The organism is Streptomyces sp. NPDC085937 (genome assembly GCF_044540535.1).
Lineage (GTDB): Bacteria > Actinomycetota > Actinomycetes > Streptomycetales > Streptomycetaceae > Streptomyces.
In genome coordinates this window covers 513,387-536,871 of record NZ_JBITSH010000001.1, presented here as the reverse complement: position 1 = coordinate 536,871, position 23,485 = coordinate 513,387, and the positions used below count along the sequence as shown (strand labels likewise).

The following is a 23,485-nucleotide window of genomic DNA, read 5'->3' as shown; positions in this document are numbered from 1 at the left end:
TCACCCCTCGCTCGCCCCTCTCGCATCAGCCGCGGGCCACGGCCAGCAGGGCGAAGGCGCCGGCGATGACGGCCAGGCGGCCGTAGTGGTAGCGGGCCCAGCGGTTCTGCTGCTGCTTCCAGTCGGCCGGGCGGTTCTCGGGGGTCCAGGTCTTTATGCGGTCGTTGATCGGGACGAGCAGCAGGACGGACATGAGCACGCTGAGGATCAGCAGCACGCCGGCGGTCACGACCAGACCGGTGCCGTGGTCGTTCCATCCCGCGACTGCCCAGAGCGCGGCGAGGACGACGGAGCCGATGTACCAGAACGGCATCACGGCGCCGAGCATGCGCCCGCCGTGGGAGTGGGCGAGCTGGGCGCTGTCCTCGGGGAGCGCGTCGAGGATGCGGTTCATGACGAAGGCGACGGAGAACTCCACGCCGACCATCAGGCCGACGACCACGACGGTGACGACCTCGAGTGTGCTGAGCATGTGACCCTCCCAGGATCTAGCATTGCTAGCTGATAGGTCAACGCTAGACCTGCTGCCGCTCGCTTGTCTAGCGATGCTAGGATTCGGTCATGTCGGTACAGGAACGCAAGCAGCGTGAGCGGGCGGAGCGGGAGCGCCTGATCGTCGCGACGGCGCGCGAACTCGCCGAGCAGCAGGGGTGGGACGCGGTCACCACTCGCCGGCTCGCCGAGCGCATCGAGTACAGCCAACCCGTGCTGTACAGCCACTTCCGCGGCAAGCGGGAGATCATCGGGGCCGTCGCCCTCGAAGGGGCCGCCGAGATGGCCGCGGAGCTGCGGGCCGCGGTCGTCCCGGCGGACGGACCGCGGGGGCGGGTCACCGCGCTGGCCCGGGCCTACCTCGACTTCGCCGAGCGGAATCCCGCTGTCTACGACGCGTTGTTCCGGCTCGACACCGGGCTGGCGTTCGCGGTCGAGGACACGCCGGAGCCGTTGAAGGACGCGTTCGCCGCGTTGCTGGAGACGTTGGCGGAGGTGGCGGGGGACGGCGTACATCCGGGGTTGTTCACGGAGGTGTTCTGGGCGTCCCTGCATGGGCTGGCCACGCTGACCCGGGCGGGGCGGTTGTTGCCGGGGGATGCGGAGAAGCGGATCGACCTGCTCGTCGAACGGCTTGCGGTGGCGTGAACGGGGCGCGGGCGCGGGCGCTTGCGTCAGCGGAGGCGTTGGGATGACCCGGGGGCGTTGGCGCAGCCCGGCGCCGACGGGGTGCCGCCGCGCCCACCCGTGCCGCCCCAGGCGGCACGGCTGCCCGCGGGGGGCGCCGGGTATGCGGCCCGAAGGAGGAGATCTCCCGTCGCATACTCGGCGCCGACCGGCAGCGTTACGCCGTCGTGGCTGCTGCCCCGGCGGCTTCGACGGCGGACCTGAAGTCGGGGTGGATTCCGATCTGGTCGAGCCACACGCTCATCAAGTTGTAGCAGTTGAACCTTTCGACCTTTCCGTCACGGAAGTACCAGAGGTCCGCCGCCGGCACGTCGATCCGGTTCCCGGTCGGCGGGATCTCGCCGACCGGAGTCGGAAACCCTCCGAGATGCGTGCCCTGGATGCGCAACTCGACGGCGACGACATCACCGAACGCACGCACCTCGAGCAGCTCACGGTGCACATCGGGGAACGAGCGGGCGAGGCCCGCGATCACCTGGGGGATCTGCTCTCCGCGGAAACTCTGCGAGGTCGACATGTCGTTGAACGACCCGTCCTCGGCGAACAAGGCCAGGAAACCGTCACCGTCGAGAACGTCCCCTTCCGCGAGCCGGTAAGCCTCGCGAATGGTCTTTTCGTTACTTTCCATCCCTGTTCCCCTTCGAGTTCGCAACACACTCACGGTCCGCACCTGTCGTTGACTGGCCCGCCGCGACTGTCGTAACAGTAATCATTACGACAAGTTGTCGCAACGTGCACTGTTACGACTGTGCCGTCGTAACATGGAGCGTTGCGACCGGAGGAGGGATCATGAGCGCCAACAGCAGGCTGACCATCGCCGCCCATGCGCTGGCCTGGATCGGTCTCTACCAGCGCCAGGGCCACGGGGTCGCCACCTCCGAGAAGATCGCAGCCAGCGCGAACACCAACCCGGTGGTGATCAGGCGGCTGCTCGGCGAGCTGCGCAGGGCCGGGCTCGTGGAGTCCCGGCGGGGCGCGGGAGCGGGCTGGTCGCTGGCACGCGAGCTGGAATCGATCACCCTGCTCGACGTGTACGAGGCAGTGGAACCCGGCCCGCTGTTCGCGATGCACCGCACCACCCCGGACCAGGGATGCGTGGTGGGTCACGGCATCCAGCCGGCCATGCAGGGCGTCTACCAGGACATCGAGGAGACCCTGAGACACGAACTGGCCCGCGTCACACTCGAGAAGGTACTCGGGGACGTACTCGCCGTACCTCGCCGGCCTCTCTGATCAGCACGAACCCGTGGTCGCCCGTGGGTAGTTCGTCAACGCGCAGCCCCGACACGTCGACCGGACGGGGTGCCGCCCTCGGCGTGGCCGTCCGCGGCGTCAGGCCGCTTCGCAGGTCCGGCCGTTGAGTGTGAAGTCGGATGCCTGCACGTCCGTGCCCTGCCGGGTGGCGATGAAGCCGAAGACGAGCCGGCCGCCCGCCGCCACCCTCGCGTTGTAACCGGCCGCGGCAGCCGTCACCCGCGTGCCGTCCTGGTGCGCCGTGGCGTCCCACATCTGGGTGATCCGCCGGCCGTCGGGAAGCGTGAAGCCGACCCGCCAGGAGTCCAGCGCGTGCCGGGTCGTCACGGTGACGTCCGCCTGGAAGCCGTCGGGCCACTGGTTGACCACGCCGTAGTCGACCAGGCAGGCGGGCCGCCCGCCGCTCACCCCGGCACCCGGCTCGGCGGTGGCCGAGGCGGTGCCCTGGGGCTCCGGGTCGGGCTCCGGGATCGGATCGGGCGTGCGGGACGGCGGGGCGCTGCTGGGCGTCCGGCGCGCGGCGGAGGGCTCCGGCGACCCCGGGGTGGCGCCGCCGGACGGTGCTGTACCGACCGGGGGCAGCGACGGCGCGGGCGCGGCCGCGGGACCGCCGCGGTCGGTGTCGGGGACGACGGTGGCGGGCTCGCCGCTCTCACCGAACGGCATCAGCGAGACCGCGAGCGCGAGCAGCGAGACCAGGACGGCGGCGGCCATGGGCCCGTGCCGGGTGACCCGGGCGCGGGGCCGGCCGTCCGCGGGGTCGTCGCCGTCCAGGCCGGCCCGGTCCGGGTGGCCGGCCCCCAGCCGGGCCTCGGCGGCGCGGCGACGGCGTTCCAGGTAGGCGAGGCCGCCCCAGCCGATGACTCCGCCGGCCAGCGCGCCGGGCAGGGTGCCGCCGTGCAGGCGCAGACAGGCCGCGGCCTCGGCGCACTGCCGGCAGGTGGCGAGGTGCCGGGAGAGGTCCTCGGGGGTCTCCGCGGCGGGCGAGCGGGTGACGGCGTCGAGGAGCCGGGCGTAGCTGCGGCACTCGGCGTCCATCGGCGAGTCGATGTGGTTGCGGTGGCAGCGGTCCCGGAACAGGCGGCCGACCTGGTCGAGTTCGTCGGCGGTGGCGGCGGGGTCGAGGCCCAGCCGGCGGGCCACCAGGGGCAGCGGCAGCGCCTCCGCCTCGGCCAGCCACAGCAGTTCGGCGTCCGCCTGCTGGAGGTCACGCAGTCCGCGCAGGGCGACGGGGCGTTCGAGGGGCGGCCCGGTGTAGCGGGCGGCCTCGTCGGAGTGCAGCCACAGCCGCAGGTCGGGGTCGAGCTTGTGGCCCTGTCCGTCCCGCTCCCAGGCGGCCGCCGTGGTGCGCACCGCCGTCAGCAGCAGGGGGATCCTGGGCAGTCGCGAGGACCGGCGGCCGGTGCCCCGTACGCTTGCCGATTCGGCCGCCCGCAACTCCCGTATGCCCTGGGCGAATGCCTCGCGGGCCAGTTCCGCGGCGGCGGTGGATCCCGCCGTGCACAGGTCGGCGTAGGAGAGCACCGCGTCCCAGCATTCGGAGAACAGGGCGGCCTCGGTGGCGTCCTGGGGGCTCGGCAGGTCGGACATGAGACTCCTGCGTCCACGAGCGAGGTCAACTCGCCATACCGGCGGGTGGAGTTGAAGGGAACCTCGCGGCAGTGGACGAGAGCTTTGCACGATCTCGACACAACTGACAAGCGCTGTCTTCACTTTCCGTGGCGGCGCCGCGACCCCTCGCAGGGACCATACGCAGGAAAGGCCGGAACGTCTCGATTCCGGCCTTTCCTGTTCCGCCCGGCTTGTCCGCCGGCCCCGTCGCGCCTGGTCAGACCGCCTCGACGGGCTCCTGCGCGGGGAGGCTGTCCATGAAGGAGCTGACGGAGAACACCGCGCGGCCGGGTCCGGGCGGGCCGTACCCGGGGGGCGAGGCCAGACCGAAGTCCTCCATGGTCTGGCGGTACGCCTGGAGCAGCCGGATGTGGTACTCCAGCGGCGCGCCCTGCGGGTTGGCCTTGCCGAGCGGGGTGGTCGGCTCCGGGCACCAGGTGGTGAAGCGCGGGGTGATGCCCTTCGACATGAAGAACCGCAGACCCTCGGTGGTGGACGCGATGGCCTCGTCGACCGTCTTGAAGCCGAACGGCTCGGCCATCTCCACACCGGCCACGAAGTTGGGGATCACGTTGCGCGCGCCGAAGATCTCGGCGGAGTCGAGGATGCGCCGGTGCCACTCGTCCCGGCCGACGTACCGCTCCTTGCCGGGGCAGTACATCTTGAACAGGTACTCGTCCCACACCTCGTAGTTGGGGTGATAGATCTGCACGCCGTAGTCCTTGAAGCGCTGCACGTCGTCCTTGGGCAGCGCCTGGGCGACGACCTTGCCGATCCAGCGGCCGGGGAAGCGCTCCTCGATGGCCTTGGCGTAGTGGCCGTAGAAGTCGGCCTCGTCACGGCCGGAGACGGTCTTGGTGATCGCGCCGCCGGTCAGCGTGTAGGCGGTGGACGCCTTCGCCGTGTCGTACCGGTCGATGATCTCCAGGGCCTCCAGGACCTCCTCGACGTCCTTCACACCGGTGTAGGGCCGGCCGGCCGCCTTGTGCTGGCGCCAGTTGTGATTGATGTCGCAGTACTGGCACTCCTCCTTGGCGCCGAAGTACTGGCACACCCGGAAGACCGTCAGGTAGATCAGGTAGCCCCACTGGATGGTGGGGGCGACCTCCATCACCGACTTCCCGTTGGACAGCTTGTGCCGGTAGTACTCCGGCATCGGCGGCACGCCGACGTCGGAGATCCGCTTGCCGTCCAGGTACAGGCCGAGCATGCCGTGCTCGTCGGCGGCGACCCGGTAGGGGGACGTCGGGTTCACCCGGACGGACACGACCGTGCGGCGCAGGTCGTAGGGGCCGCCGGTGAGGATGATCTCCTCCGGCGGGCGGCGCAGCGCGGCCTCGCCCAGCTCCGGCAGGGTGCCGTGGTCGAAGGAGAAGATGAAGTACGACTTCGGTTTGACCTCGCCGCTCTCGTTGTCGCTGAGCGCGGAGGGGTCGAAGGCCACACCGCCGCGCAGCAGGTCCTCCTTGAAAACGGCCTCGCGCGGAACGTGCGGGAACCGCTCCATCAGATCCTCGACCAGCGCGGTACGGCTGCCCATCGCGTGTTCTCCTCCCGGTGCCGACGTACGACTCCTCACGGTATGCCCCCGCCCGGACGTCCGGGGCGCCGGGTCCCCCCACATGGAGCGTGCCACACCCGGGATAGGTTCCGGCGGGGGCCCCTTCCGGGGCCGGACCGGGAAGGACGAGGTATGACCGAGAGCGTGACCAACTGGGCGGGCAACATCACGTACACCGCCAAGGAGCTGCACAGGCCGCGCACCGTCGAGGCGCTGCGTGCCCTGGTCGCGGACTCCTCCCGGGTGCGGGTGCTGGGCAGCGGGCACTCCTTCAACGACATCGCCGAGCCGGGCGCGGACGGCGTCCTGCTGTCCCTCGCCGCGCTGCCCCCGGTGATCGAGGTGGACGCCGAGGCGCGCACGGTGCGGGTCGGCGGCGGGGTCCGGTACGCGGAGCTGGCCCGGGAGGTGCACCGGCACGGACTGGCGCTGGCGAACATGGCGTCCCTGCCGCACATCTCCGTCGCCGGGTCGGTCGCCACCGGCACCCACGGCTCGGGCGTCGGCAACGGCCCGCTCGCGTCGTCCGTGCGGGCGGTCGAGCTGGTCACGGCGGACGGCTCGACGGTGACCCTGGAGCGCGGCGACGAGCGGTTCGGCGGCGCGGTCACCTCGCTGGGCGCGCTCGGCGTCGTCACCACGCTCATCCTGGACCTGGAGCCGGCGTACGAGGTGGAGCAGCGGGTGTTCACCGAGCTGCCGCTCGAGGTGCTGGACGCGGGCACGTTCGACGCGGTGATGTCGGCCGCGTACAGCGTGAGCCTGTTCACCGACTGGCGGGAGCCCGGCTTCCGGCAGGTGTGGGTGAAGCACCGCGCCGACCGGCCGCGGACGGACTTCCCGTGGGCGGCGCCCGCGACGGAGAAGATGCACCCGGTGCCGGGGATGCCCGGTGTGAACTGCACCGAGCAGTTCGGGGCGCCGGGCCCCTGGCACGACCGGCTGCCGCACTTCCGGGCGGAGTTCACCCCCAGCAGCGGCGCGGAGCTCCAGTCGGAGTATCTGCTGCCCCGGGAGACCGCCGTGGACGCGCTGCGTGCCCTGGACGGCGTCCGGGAGACGGTCGCGCCGGTGCTGCAGACCTGCGAGGTGCGCACGGTCGCCGCCGACGACCAGTGGATGAGCCCGTCCTACGACCGGGACACGGTGGCCCTGCACTTCACCTGGATCGAGGACACGGCGACGGTCCTGCCGGTGGTGCGGCGGGTCGAGGAGGCGCTCGCACCGTTCTCGCCGCGCCCTCACTGGGGCAAGGTGTTCGCCACCCCGCCGGCCGACCTGCACGCCCGCTACCCGCGCCGTGACGACTTCCGTGCCCTGGTGCGTGAGCTGGACCCGGAGGGCGTGTTCGGGAACGCGTTCGTGCGCGGGGTGCTGGGCGGCTGACCGGGCGCGCGCGGGGGCGCGGTAGGCCGGGGAACGCCGTCACGACGGCAGCACCCACACCGGGTTGGATCAGAACCACAGGTCGAGCCACGGATCGGCGTCGCCCATGACGTCCGGGGCGGGGCCCGCCGGGTCGGCCTTGGCGCCCATGACGCCGACGGCGGACCGGTTGCCGTCGGTGCCGCGCAGCCGGACGTACAGCGGGCGGTCGACCGGGCCGAGGTCGTAGGTGAGCCGCACGCCGCCCGCGGATTCCCGATGTCGTACGACCGGACGACGGCCGCCGTCGGCGCGGTGAACGCGTCCTGGTCGGTGACCGGGCCGGTGACGTCGCCCCGGATGACGTCGACGCGGTCCCGTTCGGGCGTGAAACCGGCCCAGTTGGCGTCGCCGGCCAGCGGCACGTCGGCGGTCAGCGCCCGGGCGGCGTGTGAACCACGGTCGCCCATGGAGTGACCCGCGCATGGCACCGACACGACGGCTGCGGGCCGTCGGGGGCCGGTCGCGTGGGTCCCCGCGCCCCTCGGGAGGGCGCGGGGACCGCGCGAGCAACCACTACCCACCGGCAGGTGACCCGCAACCCGCCCGCGTCGGCTACATTCACCTGTCCGAAACCCGCCCGCCCGATCCCCGGAGGACCGCATCCCCCGCGCCGGACTCACCGCCGACCGCCTCGTCGCGGCCGCCGCCGACCTCGCCGACGAGGCCGGCTACGAGAACGTCACCCTGTCCGCGCTGGCCCGTCGGTTCAACGTGAAGGACGCGAGCCTGTACACGCACGTCCGTGGGCTGCGGGACCTGCGCACCCGGATGGCGCTGCTGGCGGGCGGCGAGATGATCGACGCCATCGCGGCGGCCGTGGACGGCCGCACCGGCAAGGAGGCGCTGGCCGCGTTCGCCGGCGCCTACCGGGACTACGCCCTGACCCACCCCGGACGGTACGCCGCCACCCAGATCCGTCTGGACGAGGCCACCGTGACGGACTCCCCCGCCCTGCGCCGCACCGCCGAGGTGACCTACGGCCTGCTGCGCGCCTACGGCCTGGAGGAGCCCGACCTCACCGACGCCGTACGCCTGTTGCGCAGCTCCTTCCACGGCTACTGTGCGCTGGAGTCCTCCGGCGCGTTCGGCGCTCCGCGCGACCTGGCGGCGTCGTGGGACCGGATGATCGACGCCCTGCACCTGACGTTGCTGAACTGGCCCCGCAGATCCGCGCCTTGACCTCGGGTGCTTCAGCCGACCAGTTCCTGCACCTTCTGGTACGTCGGCACCGTGCCCTCCCCCGCCTCACGCCCTTCCCGCACCGCGACCACCGCGTCCAGCGCCGCGCCGAGAGCCCGCCGGTACAGCAGCGAACCGAGGCTGACGCGCCGTACGCCGAGGTCGGCGAGGCGGGCGAGGGGCGGACCGCCGGGCGCGTACAGGACGTTGAGCGGGCAGCCGTCCAGGGCGCGCACCAGACCGGCGATGACGTCGGGGTCGGTGAGACCGGGCACGAACACACCGTCCGCACCCGCGTCCCGGTAGGCCAGGACCCGGTCGAGGGTGCCCTCTCCGTCACCGAGCCAGTACGCGTCCGTCCGGGCGTTGACGAAGAGACCGGGCGCGGCGGCCCGTACGGCTTCGATCTTCGCCACGTGCCGGTCGACGGGCCCGAGCCCGTCCTCGAGGTTGATCCCGACCGCGCCGCGCGCCCGCAACTCCGCCGCGAAGGCGCCCACTTCGCCGGGGTCGTCGCTGAAGCCGTCCTCCGCGTCGACGGAGATCGGGCAGGGCAGCGCGCCCAGGGTGCCGGCGAGCCGCAGGGTCTCCTCGCGGGTGGCCCGGATCCCGTCCGGCAGCCCGGCCGCAGCGGCGACGCCCAGGCTCGTGGTGCCGACGGCGGGGAAGCCGTGGGCGTGCAGGAGGAGCGCGGAGGCGTGGTCCCAGGCGTTGGGCAGCAGCAGGGGGCGGTCGGCGTGGTGCAGCGCGGCGAAGGCGCCCGCGGGGCGGACGGGGTTGTCGTCGGTCATGCGTCCACGCTAGGTGCGGGACGCTTCGGCCCTCGCCGAACCGTCACGGTCCCGGAAAGCGGGCACCTGGGGCGCTCCGGTTCCGGTCGGAGCGCCCCAGGTGCTCACCATCCGGGTTCCCTCGATCGCGGACCGTCACCCCCCTCACACGGGGGCGAACACGTGCATCTCGTCGTCGTCGCCTTCCGGCTGCACCACGCCGTACGAGCCCTCCGGGACCTCGTTCCACGCCCCCTGCAGGTCACCGAGGGGTTCGGAGACGATGAGGCGGGCGTCGTCGGCGATGTCGCGCAGGAACTCCACGTCCGGGTGGAGGGCCTTCAGCGTCTCGACCCTGGTGCTGTAGAACAGCGAGCGCGACTGCTTCTGGCTGGAGTAGCGGAACGCCCACAGCCGCACCCCGTCGGTCACCGCGACCGTCATCTGCAGGGGGTACGTCACGCCGTGCGCGTGGCCGGTGCGTTCCACCAGGCCGGCCATGCGGGCGACGGCGCCCTTCGGATCGTCCTCCAGGCCGAAGGTGAGGGCCAGGTAGAACATCATCTCGGAGTCCGTGGACCCCTCGACGGAGGGGAACAGGTCCGGGCGGACGGCCAGGGCGAGGTCACGCCGCAGCAGGGGGAAGCCGTCGATCGCCCCGTTGTGCATCCACATCCAGCGGCCGTGGCGGAAGGGGTGGCAGTTGGTCTGCTGCACCGCCGTACCGGTCGAGGCGCGGATGTGGGCGAAGAACAGCGGTGAGGAGACGTGTCCGGCGATCTCCCGCAGGTTGCGGTCGCTCCAGGCCGGCCCGATGTCCCTGACCACTGCGGGAGTGTCCTTGTCCGGTGTGTACCAGCCCACTCCGAAGCCGTCGCCGTTGGTGGTCTCGACGCCCATCCTGGCGTGCAGACTCTGGTCGATCAGGGAGTGGACCGGTCGGTAGAGGAGGTTTTCGAGCAGGATGGGTGTGCCCGAATAGGCGAGCCATCGGCACATGTGCGGCGCCTTCCCGGTCGGGTCCGAACCGTGCGTGCCGTCCGGCCGGCACGGGCCTGTTCACCCGCGGCGGCCGGCCCGGCGAAACGCTCCCACCGGGTACCCGGTCCGCCGCGCGGGACGCGTCCCACGCGACGCGCCGTCCGGCGTCAGGTACGGGAGCGGGGGGACACGCACAGCGCCCAGATGACGAAGCCGGAGAAGGCGATCATCACGACGGACCAGACGGGGTAGTACGGCAGGGACAGGAAGTTGGCGATGACGACGAGCCCGGCGATCACCACACCCGAGATGCGGGCCCACAGCGCTCCCGGGCCCAGTCCGAGGCCGACGAGCACCGCGATCGCGCCGAGCACGAGGTGGGTCCAGCCCCAGGCCGTCAGGTCGAACTTGAAGACGTAGTTCTGCGTCGTCACGAAGACGTCGTCCTCGGCGATGCCCATGATGCCTCGGAAGATGTCCAGCACCCCCACGAGCATCAGGGTGACGGCGGCGAAGACGGTCAGGCCGCCCGCCCACTCCCGCTTCGCCGACGGCGCGTGCCCGCCGTGTGTCGGATGTGTCGCTGTCATTGCGGTGCCTCGGTTCCTTGCCCTGTCCGCGTCGCCGCGGACGCTTCCCCCTCGGTGCCGACGGCAGGGGCCTCCCGGTCACGAGCGCGGCCCGTGGCCGCTCAGGACCAGTCCCTCGGCCCTGCGGAACTCGTCGTCCGAGATGTCCCCGCGCGCCTTGATCTCGGAGAGCCGGGCCAGTTCGTCCACGCTGCCGGTCCCTCCCCCGGCCCCCTTCACCGTCTCGCGGATGTAGCTGTCGAGAGCCTCCTGCTGCGCGCGTGCCTGCGCCATCTCCCGGCGCCCCATGTTCCTGCCGCGCGCGATCACGTAGACGAAGACACCCAGGAAGGGCAGCACGAAGGGAGTCGTCGCGGACGATGTCGACGACGACCCGGAAGAGCAGGATGAACCACATGATCCACAGGAAGAACACCACCATGGTCAGCAGCGCGCCGAGCAGCGGGTAGTCGTACGCGAGATACGTCATGCCGGTCACCTCCTCGTCCGGGCCGCGGGCCGGTCGTGCCCGTCCCTGGGCCCGCGATCGCGTGCCGAGGTCAGCGGGTGCCGCGGAGCGGCCCGGCCGCCTCACCCGGGGCGGGTGATGCGCCCCGGGCGCGGGCGCGGTGGGATGGACGGCGAGGAGCCGTGGTCCGTGCTCGCAGGCGGGAGACAGCGATGGCCCTACCGAACGCGTTCAGCGCCTCCGTCCCCCCGGCCGAGCGGGCCTCCCACGGCAGGCGGGCGCACGGCCGCGTGCCCCGCTCCGCCCACGCCGCGTTCGCCCCGGCCCCCGGCCGGCCGGACCCCGTGGACGTACTGGAGCGGCAGTCCGCGACCCGGCTCCCCGAGCTGGTGCCGGTGCGCTACGGCCGGATACTCGAATCGCCCTTCCGGTTCTACCGGGGCGCCGCCGCGATCATGGCGGCGGACCTCGGGCAATGCCCGGACACGGGGCTGACCGTGCAGCTGTGCGGCGACGCCCACCTGCTCAACTTCCGGCTGCTGGCCTCCCCCGAACGGCACCTGGTCTTCGACATCAACGACTTCGACGAGACCCACACGGGTCCGTTCGAATGGGACGTCAAGCGGCTCGCGGCCAGCTTCGCCATCTCCGGGCGGGCCAACGGCTTCACGGTCGCCGAGCAGAGCGGCGCGGTGCGCGCCTGTGTCGCGGCGTACCGGCGTCGCATGCGGGAGTTCGCCGGGATGCGCACGCCGCGCCCTGCGCAGGAACGTCACGGGGCGGGCGGGGACGGCGAACCGGGTCCGCAGGAAGGGGTCACCGTGGGGGTCGTGCGAATCGTGCGGGTCATGGGGTTCGTTCGGGTCGTCCTCGTGATGGGAGCCGTCGATGTACTCCACGGCCGGGGGGCCGTCACCCTGATGTGCGGTCGTCACAGCACTCACCGCCCTCGTCGGGCCGCGCTCCCTCTCAGCATCCCAGCAGCGGGGCCGCACGGCGCGCCGTGGCCCGTGCCTCGGCTAGCGTCGGCGTATGAGCACCACGGCATCCCTCGCCTCGGCCCTGGCGGACGGCACGGTCGTCCTGGACGGCGGCATGTCCAACCAGCTCGCGGCGGCCGGCCACGACCTCTCCGACGAGCTGTGGTCGGCGCGGCTCCTCGCGGAGGACCCGGAGGCGGTCACGGCGGCGCACCTCGCGTACTACGAGGCGGGCGCGGACGTGGCGATCACGGCCAGCTACCAGGCGACGTTCGAGGGCTTCGCGCGCCGCGGGACCGGCCGTGAGCGGGCTTCGGAGCTGCTGGCGCTGAGCGTGGAGTGCGCCCGTACGGCGGCCTCACGCGCCCGGGGCCCACGCCGCCCGCTGTGGGTGGCGGCCTCCGTCGGCCCGTACGGGGCGATGCTGGCGGACGGCTCCGAGTACCGGGGCCGCTACGGGCTGACGGTCGCGGAGCTGGAACGCTTCCACCGCCCCAGGGCTGAGATCCTGGCGTCCGCCGCCCCGGACGTCCTCGCGCTGGAGACGATCCCCGACACCGACGAGGCCGAGGCGCTGCTGCGCGCGGTGCGCGGGCTGGGTGTGCCGGTCTGGCTGTCGTACTCGGCTGCGAGCGGCCGGACGCGGGCGGGTCAGCCGCTGGAGGACGCGTTCGCACTGGCCGCGCGGGCCGACGAGGTGATCGCGGTCGGTGTCAACTGCTGCACCCCCGAGGACGCGGACCACGCGGTCGCCGTGGCCGCCCGCGTGACGGGGAAGCCGGTCGTGGTGTACCCCAACAGTGGCGAGCAGTGGGACGCCCGTGCCCGGGCGTGGACCGGCGAGCCCACCTTCGCGTCCTCCCGCGTGACGGGCTGGCGGGAGTCGGGGGCACGGCTGATCGGCGGGTGCTGCCGGGTGGGACCGGAGACGATCACGTCGATCGCGGACGCGCTCCGGGCGTCGTAAGGCGCTGCCGGCCGCACGGCCCCACAACCGCACCACCGCACCACCGCACGGCGGCACGCTCGCACGGCGGCCCGGATCCGCGCGGAGCCGGCGAGCCTCTCTCGTGCTCGGCGCGCCGTGGTACGGTGCCATGAGTGCCATGCAGCGCCGCCTTCCGGCGCCGGGCCGATCTTCATCGCTGAGACCTTCTTCGCTCGGCTCCTCTCCTTTTCGCCGTCACGTCGGCCCTCGCACCGCCCACGTACGGCTTCCCCGCACGCGTCGGGTGCGTCCCGCGATGCGACCGCGGTGCGGGTTCCCGCCGCAGGGAGGCGCGCGCACGCCCTCCCCGAAGATCGCGGCTCCCGCCCTCTCCTCTTCGTGTTGCCGTCCCCGAAAGGACCGACCACATGACCACCGCTCTCGACCGCCCCGCCCCTCAGGCCTCCGCGCCTCAGGCCCCCGCCCCTCGGACCTCCGCGCGTCAGCAGTCGCAGCCCGTCACCGTCACCGGCGTCCTGGACGTCGACGCCACCGGCAAGGGACACCTGCGCGGCGCCGGTCTCACGGCCGCCTCGACCGACCCCGTCGTCTCCGCCGCCCTGGTCCGCCGGCACGGCCTGCGCAAGGGCGACCTCGTGGAGGGCGTCCTCGGCGACCGGCGCTCACTCAGCGAGGTGGCGCGGGTCGACGGCCGTACGCCCCGATCGCTCGCCGGACGGCCGCACTTCCGTGACCTGACGCCCCTTCACCCGCACCGCCGACTGCACCTCGAACACCGGGCGTCCGGGCTCGCGGGCCGCGTCATCGACCTGCTCGCCCCGGTGGGCAAGGGGCAGCGCGGACTGCTCGTGGCGCCGCCCAAGACCGGCAAGACCGTCCTCATCCAGCAGCTCGCGGCGGCCGTCGCGGGCAACCACCCCGAGTGCCGGCTGATGGTGGTGCTGCTCGACGAACGCCCCGAGGAGGTCACCGACATGCGCCGCTCGGTACGCGGCGAGGTGTACGCGTCCACGTTCGACCGCCCCGCCAAGCAGCACATCGCGCTCGCCGAGCTGGTCGTGGAGCGGGCCAAACGGCTGGCGGAGGCCGGCGAGGACGTCGTCGTGCTGCTGGACTCGCTGACGCGGCTGTGCCGCGCGTACAACAACGCGGCGGGACCTGGCAGCCGTACCCTCAGCGGTGGCGTGGACGCCGGTGCGCTGCTCGGTCCGAAGCGGTTCTTCGGCGCCGCCCGGCAGACGGAGGAGGGCGGTTCGCTGACGATCCTCGCCTCCGCGCTGGTGGAGACCGGGTCGCGTGCCGACGACTTCTACTTCGAGGAGCTCAAGGGCACCGGCAACATGGAACTGCGGCTGAGCCGTGAGTCGGCGTCACGCCGGCTGTTCCCGGCCGTCGACATCACCCTGTCGGGAACGCGTCGGGAGGAACTGCTGTTCAGCCCGCAGGAGTTGTCCGCCACGCAGGGTCTGCGGCGGGCACTGCAGTCCCGGGACGGCTCGGCCGACCTGGAGACCCTGCTGGGCCGCATGCGCGAGACACCGGACAACGCGGCCTTCCTCCGCCAGGTCCGCCCGACCCTGCCGGCCGGCTGACCACACGGACGTCGGCTGACGTTACGACGGTCGGCCGACCCCACGGGGGTCGTACGGGCTCACAGCTGGTCGCCGACGGCGGCCGGTGCCGGCGGATGCTCCCCGCCGCCGTCCTTGAGGTCCTCCTCGCAGGTCTGTCCGACGTAGGACTGGTCGTTGGGGATCACCAGCACGCCGACGACGCGCTCGGGGTGGTCGACGTCGAGCCAGATGTCGCCCGTGCGGTCACCGTTCGGCCCGAAAGCCTCTTGCGAGTAGACCGTCCGACACCCCGCCGCCACGCGCTCCTTGTCGACCGCGCACACGTCCACCGCGACGCTGCTGACGCTCTCGGCGCCGTCGAAGCGGAGGCGGAAGTGGACGTGGTCGCCTTCGTCGGGGACCTGCGGGTGAGGTTCGAGACGCCAGCCGACGACTTCGGCGGTGATCCCCATCGGCCGCCCGGACGTGTTCTCGACCTCCACCTTGGCCTCGGCCTCACCGCGTTCGGCGGTCGTGTCCTCGCACGGCCAGGCGAGGGAGCAGCTGGACAGGGCGAACACCGTGAGAGCCGACGCGGCTCCGACGGCCGTGCGTGCGACTCCCACGCGGGTGACCTCCAGTCAGGCGACGGGCGACAGCGGGCAACACGTCAGTTGATGATTTCGGCGCGGTCGTCCGAACGCATGGCGGCCAGTCGGTCCCGCCACATCTGGAGGGCCTCGGGGGTCAGTCGCGTCCAGTCCGTGACCTCGCCGACGATCCGCAGTGGTTCCCTGCTGCGATAGGAGCGGGTGGGATTGCCGGGGAACTTCTTGTCGGTGACGTTGGGGTCGTTCTCGAACTGCCCGGTGGGTTCGACGAGATACACGTGCGGGGTCCCGTCGCCGCCGGCGGCGATCTCGGCGGCGAGGCCCGCACCGTCGCGCAACGCGGTGAAGTAGATGTGGTTCATCACGACCTCGGGCCGGTAGTTGGAGCGGAAACCGGCGGTGAGGAGATCACCGACCCGCAGCTCGGCCTTCGTACCGTGGTAGAACGGCCCCACGTCCAGCACCTCGTCCATCCGGCACAGGCTAGCAAGGCGGGGACAGGCCGCTGACACCTTCGACGCCTACCTCGACAGCCTCTTCGTCGACCCCGACACGGCGGACGACGCTTGGGCCGACGTCGCCGACAGCGATCCCGAAGATCCTTGGCGGACGACCGTCGAGGAACGACTGAGAAACGGGCATCGGACGATCGGTCGAGGAGTACGTCAGGGTGAGGGCCCAGCGATTCGCCGAGCTCTGGGAAGTGGGCGTGCCGACGCAGTTGGCGCGCAGTTCAGGCAGGTGACCGACATCTGCCGGCAGGCACCGTCAGGTGCGGGTGGTCAGGGTTTCCAGGGTGCCGGTCTCGGTGTCGAAGCTTCGGAGGGTGGTGAGGTGGGCCCGCAGGGGTGGGGGCGGGAGGAGTTCGGGGACCCGGCGGCCCGCGAAGGCGCCGGGGCGGCGGGTGCGGCCGAGGGTGATGTGCGGGCTCCAGCGGCCCGGCGCGTGGAAAGGGCTGAGGGTCTCGGGCGGGCTGTCCGAGACCACCGCCTCCCACACCCTGCGGTGCAGGTCGGCCAGTGTGGGCTCGAGCTCCAGCGACCAGGCCAGCACCGAGGTGGGCCGCTCGAAGCGGATCACCCCGTCGAACCGCACCGGCAGCGGCAGCGCGGCGGCCACCTCGGCCAGTTCCCAGCGGATCGGTGCCGTCAGCTCCGGGCAGGACGCCAGGGTGAGGTGCGGGCTGTTGGTCGGTGAACGGTGGCGCGCCTGACTCGGCAGCCCGGCGTCCGCGAGCCGCCGCCAGGCCTCCCGTACCGCCGCGTCCGCCGCCTCGTCCAACAACAGTTCCACCGTGCGCACCGCAGCAGCCTACGTGGGCCTTCCTGCCCCTTCCTGCCCGGCAGGCGCCCGGGGCCCACGCGGCTGCGCTGCGGCGGAGGGCGCGCGGCGGCCCTCAACGACGCGATGGGCCGCGAGGCCGTAGGCGTCCGGGCGGCACCGCCGGCCTTCGCATCGCGCCCCACAGGCTGACGCCCCCGGATTGGCACCCGCCGTCGGCACCCCCGTCCGGACGGCATGCCGATGGCCTACCAAAGCGAGAGATGCCCTGTTTGTCCGTGTCATGCTGTGGTTTTGTTCGATCACGGTCGTGTCGGGAGGCCGGGTGTACCCCTCGCGTGGATGGCTGGACGGCCGGAGCCGCCGTGCCCGGCGAGCGACGGCCTCCGGGGCACCGGAGTGTGCCCGTTGAGCGAGCAGCGGGAGCCCGGGCCCCAGGACGGTCAGGCGGGCTCGCAGCCGCCCCAGGTCCCGGACCTCCGACCGCACCTGGACGCCGAGCTGGAACGGATCGGCACCCAGCTGCGGGCGCTCGCCGACGCCAAGGACCGCCTCCAGGGGCTGCTGGACGCCGTCCTGTCGATCAGCGGGGAGCTGGACCTCTCCGCGGTGCTGCGGCGGATCGTCACCACCGCGATGGACCTGGTCGGCGCCCGCTACGGCGCCCTGGGGGTGCTGCACGAGTCCGGTGAGTACCTGAAGGAGTTCATCACGGCGGGGCTCAACGAGGACGAGCGCGCCGCCCTCTCCGGGATTCCCTTCCCGCACGGCCGGGGCGTGCTCGGCCTGCTGATCCACAACCCGGAGCCGCTGCGCGTCGAGAGCATCCCGTCCCACCCCTCCTCGGCGGGCTTCCCGCCCGGCCATCCGCCGATGCGGACCCTGCTGGGGGTGGCCATCAGCGTCCGCGGCGAGATCTACGGCGACCTCTACCTCTCCGAGCGGAGCGACGGCCGCCCCTTCGACCCGGAGGACGAGGACATCGTCGTGGCCCTCGCCGGCGCCGCCGGCATCGCCATCGAGAACGCCCGCCTGTTCGGGCAGGTCCGGGACAGCGCCGAACGGTTCCAGCGTCTGCTGCTGCCCGCGCTGCCCGACCTGAGGCCGTTCGAGGCCGCCACCGTGTACCGGCCCGCCAACCGGCCCAACCAGCTCGGCGGGGACTGGTACGACGCCGTCGTACTGCCGGACGACGCGGTCGGGGTCATGATCGGTGACGTCGGTGGTCACGACCTGTACGCGGCCGCCGCCATGGCACGGATCAACAGCATGCTCCGTGCCCTGCTCTACGACCTCCGCAACCCTCCCAGCCAGGTCCTCGGCCAGTTGGACCGCACGTTGCTGACCACCACCGACATCCCGGTCACCACCGTCTGCCTGGCCCGTATCGAACCGCAGGAGACCGGCTGGGTGCTGCGCTGGAGCACCGCCGGACACTTCCCGCCGCTGCTGGTCGGACCGGACCTGGAGACCGAGTACCTGGAGGCCGAGCCGGGGCTTCCGCTCGGCGTGAGCACGGGCATGGAGCGGCCGGACCACACGCATCCGCTGCCCGCGGGCTCCATCCTGCTGTTCTTCACGGACGGGCTCGTCGAACATCACGCGCGCTCCATCGACGAGGGCCTGACGGCGCTGGCCGACCTCGCCGCCACCCACGCCGAACGGCCGCTGAACGAGTTCGTGCAGGTCCTGGCCGACCATCATCCGAGCGACGGCCAGGACGACATGGCACTGCTCGCCCTGCGCATCCCCGCCAGCACCCGCTGCCCGCAACCGGCCGCCCCGGACGACACGGAGCGCTGAATCCTCCGAGGCGTCCTCAGGTCCGCCGCAGGGCGCCGCTGCGGCGGAGGCGGCGGACGACCGAACGGAGCTCGGGGGACTGCGGCGTGTGCGCGGACCGCTCGGTGGCGGGCGTGGTCCACAGGGCCAGCTCACGGTCACGGGGGCCGTGGACGGTACGCGGCGCGCCGTCGCCGAACACCCGCACCGGGTGGTCCGGTCCCCACCGCTCCCAGCCCGGGGTGCCGTCGGTGACGAACCGTACCCACGCCCCGTGCATGGCGTCGGCCAGGTCCTGCGGGGCCCCCTCGCCCGCGAGCTTGCGGGCGTCGGGGCTGTCTCCGCTGTCGAAGACGAAGCCCAGCTCCAGTGCGTGGCAGGCTCCCATTCCGGGCCGGTTGGACGGCCAGGCGAACTCGAAGACGTACGACGGTTCCGTGCGGCCGTCGGACAGACGGTGCAGGGGGTTGCGGAGCAGGTGGTCGGTGACCATCTGGCCGACGGTCTCGGCGGTGCCGGCGCCCGGGTGCAGGGCGCGGTAACCGCGTGGGACCTCGCTGCCGCAGCGGCAGCGGGCCATCGCGCCGGCCAGGGCGACGGCGCCGAGGCGGTCGACGCGTTCCGCCAGGCCGCCGGGGACGAGCCACAGGCGGTACTCGTCGCGGGTCCAGCCGGTCAGCAGGGTGACGCCGGGGGCCGCGCCGTCGGTGAGGGCCTCCAGGGGGTCGCGCGGCACCAGGTCGCCGTCGACGACGATGCCGAAGGCGGGCCCGCCGAGCACCGGGCCGCCCAGGCGGCCGACGTCGGCCTGCGCGCGCAGCAGCTGCTCACGGTCGACGCCGGCGAAGGCCTCGGCGGTGGCGGGCACCTTGAGGCGGCCGGCCATCCGGCGGACCATGCGCCGCACCTTGTCCCGGTCCGTGGACTCCGGCGGTCCGCTCTGCAGGACGGCCTGCCGCACCAGCCCCTGGGCCTGCGGGGCGGCGACGAGCGCGCCGGCGCTGATGGCCCCGGCGGACTGGCCGGCCAGGGTGACCCGGCCGGGGTCCCCGCCGAAGGCGGCTATCGACTCGTGCACCCACTGGAGCGCGGCGAGCTGGTCGCGCAGGCCGGCATTGGCGGGGGCGTCCGGGAAGAGGCCGTACCCCTCCACACCGAGACGGTAGTTGAGGGACACGAAGACCACGCCGTCGCGGGCGAAGGTGCTGCCGTCGTAGACCGGGACGGCGGAGGAGCCTCTGGTCAGGGCGCCGCCGTGCAGCCAGACCAGGACCGGGAGCCGGGCGTCCGGCGACGGGTCGGGGGTCCAGACGTTCAGGTTGAGGCAGTCGTCGCCCGCGATGTCGGGGTCGGACAGGTACGCGGCGAAGGCCGGGGAGTACGCGGGTTTGGGAGCCGTCGGGCCGAAGGCGCCGGCGTCGCGCACCCCGTCCCACGGCTCCGGCGGGACGGGCGGGCGGAAGCGGCGCGGCCCGAAGGGGGGCGCCGCGTACGGGATGCCGCGGAACACGGCGACGCCCTGCTCCCACCGGCCGCGCACGGCGCCGTACGCCGTTGTGGTCACCGGGTTGTCGCGGTCTGCCGTCATGTGCCCACCAGCCCTTCGCCCGCGCGTGCTCCCGCGCACGCGCACCGTGCCACCCGGCAGGACCCAGGGCCCGACCGCCCCGGCGCCGAACGTGCGGCAGCGGACCGAACCCACCGTTAACCCACCGGTAACACAAGAGCACCACATCGCCCAGCGGTATTCCTGCCCGCGGACGAGGGCGGACCCCGCGTCACGTGGGGTGGTTCTTCCCCGCCCCGGGCCTTCGGACCTACAGCAGGGAGCATGTTCGGTCCGGCGGGGAGGTGGGTGGGCCCGATGGGCCGAACGGGGCACGCGCGCACGGCGGCCGGACCGACCCTGGCGGTGGTGGCCGGCGAGGCGGGAGTGTCCGTACCGACCGCCTCGAAGGCGGTCAACGGCCGGGAAGGGCGTCGGCCGGGACGCCGGCCGCCGGTCAGGAGGGCGCCGCGGGTCGGCGGCCCGCGGCCCAGGTGATCCCGCCGCGCAGGTGGGCGCGGAAGTCCGGGTCGTCGTAGATCTCGGAGGTGTGGCCGAGCGAGGTGTAGAAGACCCGGCCCGCGCCCTGCTCACGGCACCAGGCCAGGGGGTGGTCGGCGCCCATGGTGCCGCCGTCGTACGAGGACTCGTCCGCGGAGAGCAGGACGCGTACGGCGGGACGCGGATTGGTGCGGAAGTCGTACCACTCGTCGGTGAGCTCCCAGACGGCCGGCAGGTGCCGGGTGGCCGGGTGGTCATGGTCCTCGACGACCGCGCGGCCGGGCTGGAGCGGGGGGTGGCGGTCGAAGCGGGCGCCCAGGAGTTCGCCGTAGTACGGCCAGTCGTACTCGGTGCAGGCCGCCGCGTGGACGCCGACGAACCCTCCGCCGGCCTCGACGTACGCCTCGAGCCGGACGCGGCCGGCCGGGGTGAGTACGTCACCGCTGGTGGAGAGGAACACGACCGCCGCGTAACGGTCGAGGGGCTCCTCGAGCGCCGCCGGGTCCTCGTGGGCGTGGACGTCGAAGCCGCCGAGGGCGCGCAGGGCGGCGACACCGGCCGGGATGGAGTCGTGCCGGTAGTCGGTGGTGCGGGTGTAGACGAGCAGCGCGGGGTCGGACATGCGCGGGAGCCTACGCGCGCGTGCGCCGGGCGCCGTCAGGGGGGCGGCCGAGACGGGCACGGTCGCGGGGGCGGCCGAGACGGGCGCGTCGCCGGGGGTGGCCGAGGCGAGGGTGGTTGCCGCGGCCATGGTCGCTGCGGGCACGGTCGCGGGGGCGGCTTTGGCAGGCGGGGGCCCGGAGCCCGTCCCCGCCGCGTGCCGGGGCACCTGCACCTACGATGACGGCAGCGGCGGTCCGCCGCGGGAGCGGGAAGGGGACGACGGAGCCGATGAGCCTGCGCCAGTACGAGTACGCCCTGGCCGTCGCCGAGGAGGGCTCGGTGACCGCCGCCGCCGAACGGCTGCACGTCGCCCAGCCGTCGGTGTCCCAGCAGATCCGCGGCCTGGAACGGGAGCTCGGCGTGAAGCTGTTCGCCCGCACGCCGACCGGGCTGGTGCCCACCACGGTCGGCCGGGCGTTCCTGCGGGAGGCCGAGGTCGCCGTGAGCGCGTCCCGGCGGGCGCGGGCCACGGCCCGGGCCGGTGCCGAGGACCTGGTGGGCGAGCTGGTGGTCGCCGTGCAGATGGGCTTCGGCACCCGGCAGCTGCCCCGGGCGCTGGGCGAACTGCGACGCCGCTTCCCCCGGCTGGAGATCACCGTGTTCGAGGAGCCCAGCGCGGCGGAGCTGGACCGGTTGTGCCGGCGCGGCGCGCTGGACTTCGCGCTGATGGCGGCGTGCACCCGGACCCCCTCCGACGCCCACCACCTCGGCGACGAGGAGCTCGTCGTGGTGCTGGGCGAGGGGCACCCGCAACTCGGCTCCGAGCGGGTGGAGTTGCGTGACCTGGAGGGCGAGCCGTGGGTGCGGTTCGACCGGGACAGCACCCTCGACGCCGTCCTGCTGGAGGTGCTACGGGACAACGGCCTGGCGCCGGCCACCGCCGCCCGGGTGTCCCAGGCGGCGACGGCGGTGCGCTGGGCGGCGCAGGGGCTGGGCGTGACACTCCTCCCGGCGTCGGCGGTGCCGCCCGAGCACGAGCACCTCGCCCGTCCGGTGTCCCCGGCCCTCTCCCGGCCGGTCATCGCCGTGGTCCGGCAGGACGGCGGCCCCGCAGAGACCACCCTCCTCGGTCTGCTCCGCGACGAGAACTGGCCCGCCTCCGCATCGAATCCCTTCACCCTCTCCCGGGTTTCCTGACCCGCCCTCCGCCGCCTTGCACCGAATTCACGGGCTTCACGAATCCGCGAAATCCACGGACTTCACGGAATTCACCGGGGGAATTCGCCGCCGTCCACGACGAGATTGGTGCCGGTCACCCAGCTCGCACGGTCGGAGACGAGGTACAGGACCGCGTGGGCGATGTCGTCGGGCAGTCCCTCGCGGCCGAGAGGCGGGGTCGACGTGGCGCCGGTGGTGTCGCTCAGGGCCGCCCATTGCCGGCGCGTCTCCTCGCCGCCGGGGGTGGCCGTCCGGCCCGGTGTCACGGTGTTGACCCGGACCCCGGCGGGGGCCAGTTCCGTGGCCAGTCCCCGACTGTAGTTCTCCAGGGCCGCCTTGGCCGCCGTGTAGTGCAGGAACAGCGGCCCCGGTACGGGTACGACGGCCGACGACACGTGGACGATCGCGCCTGCCCGCCGGTCGCGCATCCCCGGTGCGAGCAGGGCGTCCAGCCGGACCGCCGAGAGGTAGTTGAGGTCCAGGGCGTCCTGCCACTCCTCGTCCGGGATGGCCAGGGCGCTGGGGTGCGGGCCGGCGCCGCCCGCGTTGTGGACGACGATGTCCACACCGCCCAGGCCGTCCGCCACGGCCTCGGCGAGCGCCTCCGCACCCGCCCGGGTCCGCACGTCGGCCGCCGCGAACCGGGCTCCCTCGGGGACGGTCCCCGACGCGGACCGGGCGGTGGTCAGCACCTCGGCGCCGGCGTCGAGGAGCTGCCGTACGACGGCCGCTCCGATCCCCCGGGTACCGCCGGTGACCAGGGCCCGCTTACCGGTGAGTTCCCCGGTGGCGGACTTCTCGTTCTGCGCTGTGGACATTGCACGGCCCTTTCACTGAATCATCCATGCGATTTCCTCGATGTAAACCGGGATTCGCGATGAGAAAACCGTACGTTCGCTTCGAATCACGAAGCAAAGACGAAATGTGAGCGAAGGACATAGGCATCGCCTATGGCGCCGAGGGCGCCCGTGTCCGATTCGTTCAAGACACCCGGTGCCGGCCTCCCTACGGTGGGCGGCATGAGTGCACGATTCGATGCCATCGGGATGGTCGTCTCGGACATGGCCGCCTCCGTCGCCTTCTACCGGCGCCTCGGGCTGGCGTTCCCCGACGGGGCCGAGACGCAGGGACACGTGGAAGCGGAGCTGCCGGGCGGCATGCGGCTGCTGCTGGACAGCGAGGAGATGGTCCGGTCCTTCCACCCGCGGTGGCGGGCACCGTCGGGCGGGGGCCGGACCTCCCTGGCCGTACGGTGCGACAGCCCTGCCGAGGTCGACGCGCTGTTCGCCGAGATGGTGGAGTCCGGCGCCCAGGCCGAGTTGAAGCCGTGGGACGCGGAGTGGGGACAGCGATACGCGGTCGTCCTCGACCCGGACGCCAACGGCGTGGACCTGTTCGCGCCGCTGGGGACGGGCGGCTAGTACCCCAGCTCACTGCGTCTGCATGCCTGAGAATGCGTT

22 protein-coding genes and 4 pseudogenes are annotated in these 23,485 nt (G+C 72.8%); 11 read left to right on the top strand and 15 right to left on the bottom strand.

Translation table 11 applies throughout. The annotated features are described in order from the left end of the window. Positions 1-25: 25 nt before the first annotated feature. On the bottom strand, positions 26-472 hold the full coding sequence (locus ACIF8S_RS02195) for an anthrone oxygenase family protein (RefSeq protein WP_399996827.1): 447 nt from the start codon (positions 470-472) through the stop codon (positions 26-28). Positions 473-561: 89 nt separating this feature from the next. Between ACIF8S_RS02195 and ACIF8S_RS02190 the strand changes: the two genes are divergently transcribed. Continuing rightward, a complete protein-coding gene (locus ACIF8S_RS02190; protein WP_399996826.1) occupies positions 562-1,140 on the top strand; it encodes a TetR/AcrR family transcriptional regulator in 579 nt (192 codons plus the stop codon). Between the two features lie 196 nt (positions 1,141-1,336). On the opposite strand, the gene ACIF8S_RS02185 is transcribed toward ACIF8S_RS02190, so the two are convergent. Beyond that, a complete protein-coding gene (locus tag ACIF8S_RS02185) occupies positions 1,337-1,807 on the bottom strand; it encodes an ester cyclase (RefSeq protein WP_399996825.1) in 471 nt (156 codons plus the stop codon). Positions 1,808-1,968: 161 nt separating this feature from the next. Here ACIF8S_RS02185 and ACIF8S_RS02180 point away from each other — a divergent pair, with 161 nt between their 5' ends. After that, entirely contained in the window at positions 1,969-2,412 is a 444-nt protein-coding gene (locus ACIF8S_RS02180; protein WP_399996824.1) for an Rrf2 family transcriptional regulator, read from the top strand. A gap of 99 nt (positions 2,413-2,511) precedes the next feature. Here the strand turns inward: ACIF8S_RS02180 and ACIF8S_RS02175 are convergent, their stop codons facing one another. Beyond that, on the bottom strand, positions 2,512-4,023 hold the full coding sequence (locus ACIF8S_RS02175) for a cellulose binding domain-containing protein (RefSeq protein WP_399996823.1): 1,512 nt from the start codon (positions 4,021-4,023) through the stop codon (positions 2,512-2,514). 238 nt (positions 4,024-4,261) lie between these two features. Continuing rightward, positions 4,262-5,584, bottom strand: a complete 1,323-nt coding sequence (locus ACIF8S_RS02170; RefSeq protein WP_145826547.1) for a radical SAM protein — start codon at positions 5,582-5,584, stop codon at positions 4,262-4,264. Between the two features lie 153 nt (positions 5,585-5,737). Between ACIF8S_RS02170 and ACIF8S_RS02165 the strand changes: the two genes are divergently transcribed. Then, on the top strand, positions 5,738-6,991 hold the full coding sequence (locus ACIF8S_RS02165) for an FAD-binding protein (RefSeq protein WP_399996822.1): 1,254 nt from the start codon (positions 5,738-5,740) through the stop codon (positions 6,989-6,991). Between the two features lie 69 nt (positions 6,992-7,060). Here the strand turns inward: ACIF8S_RS02165 and ACIF8S_RS02160 are convergent. Then, positions 7,061-7,407, bottom strand: a pseudogene (locus tag ACIF8S_RS02160) (histidinol-phosphatase); the annotation flags it as partial. 226 nt (positions 7,408-7,633) lie between these two features. On the opposite strand from ACIF8S_RS02160, the gene ACIF8S_RS02155 reads away from it, so the two are divergent. Then, positions 7,634-8,212: a TetR-like C-terminal domain-containing protein gene (locus tag ACIF8S_RS02155; RefSeq protein WP_349797810.1), complete on the top strand. Its 579-nt coding sequence runs from the start codon at positions 7,634-7,636 to the stop codon at positions 8,210-8,212. A gap of 11 nt (positions 8,213-8,223) precedes the next feature. On the opposite strand, the gene ACIF8S_RS02150 is transcribed toward ACIF8S_RS02155, so the two are convergent. The 4 genes and pseudogenes from ACIF8S_RS02150 to ACIF8S_RS02135 all read right to left on the bottom strand — a co-directional run bounded on the left by ACIF8S_RS02150 (position 8,224) and on the right by ACIF8S_RS02135 (position 11,031). Beyond that, positions 8,224-9,003 (bottom strand): isocitrate lyase/phosphoenolpyruvate mutase family protein, encoded by a 780-nt coding sequence (locus tag ACIF8S_RS02150; protein ID WP_399996821.1) that lies wholly within the window; start codon positions 9,001-9,003, stop codon positions 8,224-8,226. Positions 9,004-9,147: 144 nt separating this feature from the next. Continuing rightward, positions 9,148-9,981 carry a class II glutamine amidotransferase gene (locus ACIF8S_RS02145; protein WP_399996820.1) on the bottom strand — a complete coding sequence of 278 codons (834 nt, stop codon included), beginning with the start codon at positions 9,979-9,981 and terminating at the stop codon, positions 9,148-9,150. Between the two features lie 149 nt (positions 9,982-10,130). After that, positions 10,131-10,553 carry a hypothetical protein gene (locus tag ACIF8S_RS02140; RefSeq protein WP_399996819.1) on the bottom strand — a complete coding sequence of 141 codons (423 nt, stop codon included), beginning with the start codon at positions 10,551-10,553 and terminating at the stop codon, positions 10,131-10,133. Between the two features lie 78 nt (positions 10,554-10,631). Beyond that, a pseudogene (locus tag ACIF8S_RS02135) lies at positions 10,632-11,031 on the bottom strand (SHOCT domain-containing protein). Between the two features lie 182 nt (positions 11,032-11,213). Here ACIF8S_RS02135 and ACIF8S_RS02130 point away from each other — a divergent pair. The 3 genes and pseudogenes from ACIF8S_RS02130 to rho all read left to right on the top strand — a co-directional run. Then, positions 11,214-11,753: pseudogene (locus tag ACIF8S_RS02130) on the top strand (DUF2252 family protein); the annotation flags it as partial. 280 nt (positions 11,754-12,033) lie between these two features. Continuing rightward, positions 12,034-12,948, top strand: a complete 915-nt coding sequence (mmuM, locus tag ACIF8S_RS02125; protein WP_399996818.1) for a homocysteine S-methyltransferase — start codon at positions 12,034-12,036, stop codon at positions 12,946-12,948. A gap of 389 nt (positions 12,949-13,337) precedes the next feature. Further along, the gene (gene rho, locus ACIF8S_RS02120; RefSeq protein ID WP_399996817.1) at positions 13,338-14,522 is read left to right on the top strand and encodes a transcription termination factor Rho; all 1,185 of its coding nucleotides are present in this window, start codon (positions 13,338-13,340) and stop codon (positions 14,520-14,522) included. A gap of 59 nt (positions 14,523-14,581) precedes the next feature. Here rho and ACIF8S_RS02115 read toward each other — a convergent pair whose 3' ends face one another. The 3 genes from ACIF8S_RS02115 to ACIF8S_RS02105 all read right to left on the bottom strand — a co-directional run bounded on the left by ACIF8S_RS02115 (position 14,582) and on the right by ACIF8S_RS02105 (position 16,396). Then, a complete protein-coding gene (locus tag ACIF8S_RS02115; protein ID WP_399996816.1) occupies positions 14,582-15,109 on the bottom strand; it encodes a hypothetical protein in 528 nt (175 codons plus the stop codon). 44 nt (positions 15,110-15,153) lie between these two features. Then, positions 15,154-15,567 carry an NAD(+)--rifampin ADP-ribosyltransferase gene (arr, locus tag ACIF8S_RS02110; protein ID WP_399996814.1) on the bottom strand — a complete coding sequence of 138 codons (414 nt, stop codon included), beginning with the start codon at positions 15,565-15,567 and terminating at the stop codon, positions 15,154-15,156. 295 nt (positions 15,568-15,862) lie between these two features. Further along, complete coding sequence (locus ACIF8S_RS02105; protein WP_399996813.1) at positions 15,863-16,396, bottom strand: 2'-5' RNA ligase family protein; 534 nt, start codon at positions 16,394-16,396, stop codon at positions 15,863-15,865. Positions 16,397-16,783: 387 nt separating this feature from the next. On the opposite strand from ACIF8S_RS02105, the gene ACIF8S_RS02100 reads away from it, so the two are divergent. Next, complete coding sequence (locus ACIF8S_RS02100; RefSeq protein ID WP_399996812.1) at positions 16,784-18,178, top strand: PP2C family protein-serine/threonine phosphatase; 1,395 nt, start codon at positions 16,784-16,786, stop codon at positions 18,176-18,178. Between the two features lie 16 nt (positions 18,179-18,194). On the opposite strand, the gene ACIF8S_RS02095 is transcribed toward ACIF8S_RS02100, so the two are convergent. Continuing rightward, on the bottom strand, positions 18,195-19,745 hold the full coding sequence (locus ACIF8S_RS02095) for a carboxylesterase/lipase family protein (RefSeq protein ID WP_399996810.1): 1,551 nt from the start codon (positions 19,743-19,745) through the stop codon (positions 18,195-18,197). A 276-nt stretch (positions 19,746-20,021) separates the two neighbouring features. Between ACIF8S_RS02095 and ACIF8S_RS02090 the strand changes: the two are divergent. Further along, positions 20,022-20,171, top strand: a pseudogene (locus ACIF8S_RS02090) (LacI family transcriptional regulator); the annotation flags it as partial. Here the strand turns inward: ACIF8S_RS02090 and ACIF8S_RS02085 are convergent. Next, a complete protein-coding gene (locus tag ACIF8S_RS02085) occupies positions 20,161-20,826 on the bottom strand; it encodes a ThuA domain-containing protein (RefSeq protein WP_399996808.1) in 666 nt (221 codons plus the stop codon). The pseudogene ACIF8S_RS02090 and the gene ACIF8S_RS02085 sit on opposite strands and share 11 nt — an antisense overlap. A gap of 269 nt (positions 20,827-21,095) precedes the next feature. Between ACIF8S_RS02085 and ACIF8S_RS02080 the strand changes: the two genes are divergently transcribed. After that, entirely contained in the window at positions 21,096-22,004 is a 909-nt protein-coding gene (locus ACIF8S_RS02080; RefSeq protein ID WP_399996807.1) for a LysR family transcriptional regulator, read from the top strand. A gap of 71 nt (positions 22,005-22,075) precedes the next feature. Here ACIF8S_RS02080 and ACIF8S_RS02075 read toward each other — a convergent pair whose 3' ends face one another. Beyond that, a complete protein-coding gene (locus ACIF8S_RS02075) occupies positions 22,076-22,843 on the bottom strand; it encodes an SDR family oxidoreductase (RefSeq protein WP_399996806.1) in 768 nt (255 codons plus the stop codon). A 201-nt stretch (positions 22,844-23,044) separates the two neighbouring features. On the opposite strand from ACIF8S_RS02075, the gene ACIF8S_RS02070 reads away from it, so the two are divergent. Further along, positions 23,045-23,446: a VOC family protein gene (locus tag ACIF8S_RS02070; RefSeq protein WP_399996805.1), complete on the top strand. Its 402-nt coding sequence runs from the start codon at positions 23,045-23,047 to the stop codon at positions 23,444-23,446. Positions 23,447-23,485 lie beyond the last annotated feature (39 nt).

Bases quoted from the DNA above. Each gene is read 5' to 3' on its own strand.
- ACIF8S_RS02195 (WP_399996827.1), bottom strand. From the start codon at position 472: ATGCTCAGCACACTCGAGGTCGTCACCGTCGTGGTCGTCGGCCTGATG.
- ACIF8S_RS02190 (WP_399996826.1), top strand. From the start codon at position 562: ATGTCGGTACAGGAACGCAAGCAGCGTGAGCGGGCGGAGCGGGAGCGC.
- ACIF8S_RS02185 (WP_399996825.1), bottom strand. From the start codon at position 1,807: ATGGAAAGTAACGAAAAGACCATTCGCGAGGCTTACCGGCTCGCGGAA.
- ACIF8S_RS02180 (WP_399996824.1), top strand. From the start codon at position 1,969: ATGAGCGCCAACAGCAGGCTGACCATCGCCGCCCATGCGCTGGCCTGG.
- ACIF8S_RS02175 (WP_399996823.1), bottom strand. From the start codon at position 4,023: ATGTCCGACCTGCCGAGCCCCCAGGACGCCACCGAGGCCGCCCTGTTC.
- ACIF8S_RS02170 (WP_145826547.1), bottom strand. From the start codon at position 5,584: ATGGGCAGCCGTACCGCGCTGGTCGAGGATCTGATGGAGCGGTTCCCG.
- ACIF8S_RS02165 (WP_399996822.1), top strand. From the start codon at position 5,738: ATGACCGAGAGCGTGACCAACTGGGCGGGCAACATCACGTACACCGCC.
- ACIF8S_RS02150 (WP_399996821.1), bottom strand. From the start codon at position 9,003: ATGACCGACGACAACCCCGTCCGCCCCGCGGGCGCCTTCGCCGCGCTG.
- ACIF8S_RS02145 (WP_399996820.1), bottom strand. From the start codon at position 9,981: ATGTGCCGATGGCTCGCCTATTCGGGCACACCCATCCTGCTCGAAAAC.
- ACIF8S_RS02140 (WP_399996819.1), bottom strand. From the start codon at position 10,553: ATGACAGCGACACATCCGACACACGGCGGGCACGCGCCGTCGGCGAAG.
- mmuM (WP_399996818.1), top strand. From the start codon at position 12,034: ATGAGCACCACGGCATCCCTCGCCTCGGCCCTGGCGGACGGCACGGTC.
- rho (WP_399996817.1), top strand. From the start codon at position 13,338: ATGACCACCGCTCTCGACCGCCCCGCCCCTCAGGCCTCCGCGCCTCAG.
- arr (WP_399996814.1), bottom strand. From the start codon at position 15,567: ATGGACGAGGTGCTGGACGTGGGGCCGTTCTACCACGGTACGAAGGCC.
- ACIF8S_RS02095 (WP_399996810.1), bottom strand. From the start codon at position 19,745: ATGACGGCAGACCGCGACAACCCGGTGACCACAACGGCGTACGGCGCC.
- ACIF8S_RS02085 (WP_399996808.1), bottom strand. From the start codon at position 20,826: ATGTCCGACCCCGCGCTGCTCGTCTACACCCGCACCACCGACTACCGG.
- ACIF8S_RS02080 (WP_399996807.1), top strand. From the start codon at position 21,096: ATGAGCCTGCGCCAGTACGAGTACGCCCTGGCCGTCGCCGAGGAGGGC.
- ACIF8S_RS02075 (WP_399996806.1), bottom strand. From the start codon at position 22,843: ATGTCCACAGCGCAGAACGAGAAGTCCGCCACCGGGGAACTCACCGGT.
- ACIF8S_RS02070 (WP_399996805.1), top strand. From the start codon at position 23,045: ATGAGTGCACGATTCGATGCCATCGGGATGGTCGTCTCGGACATGGCC.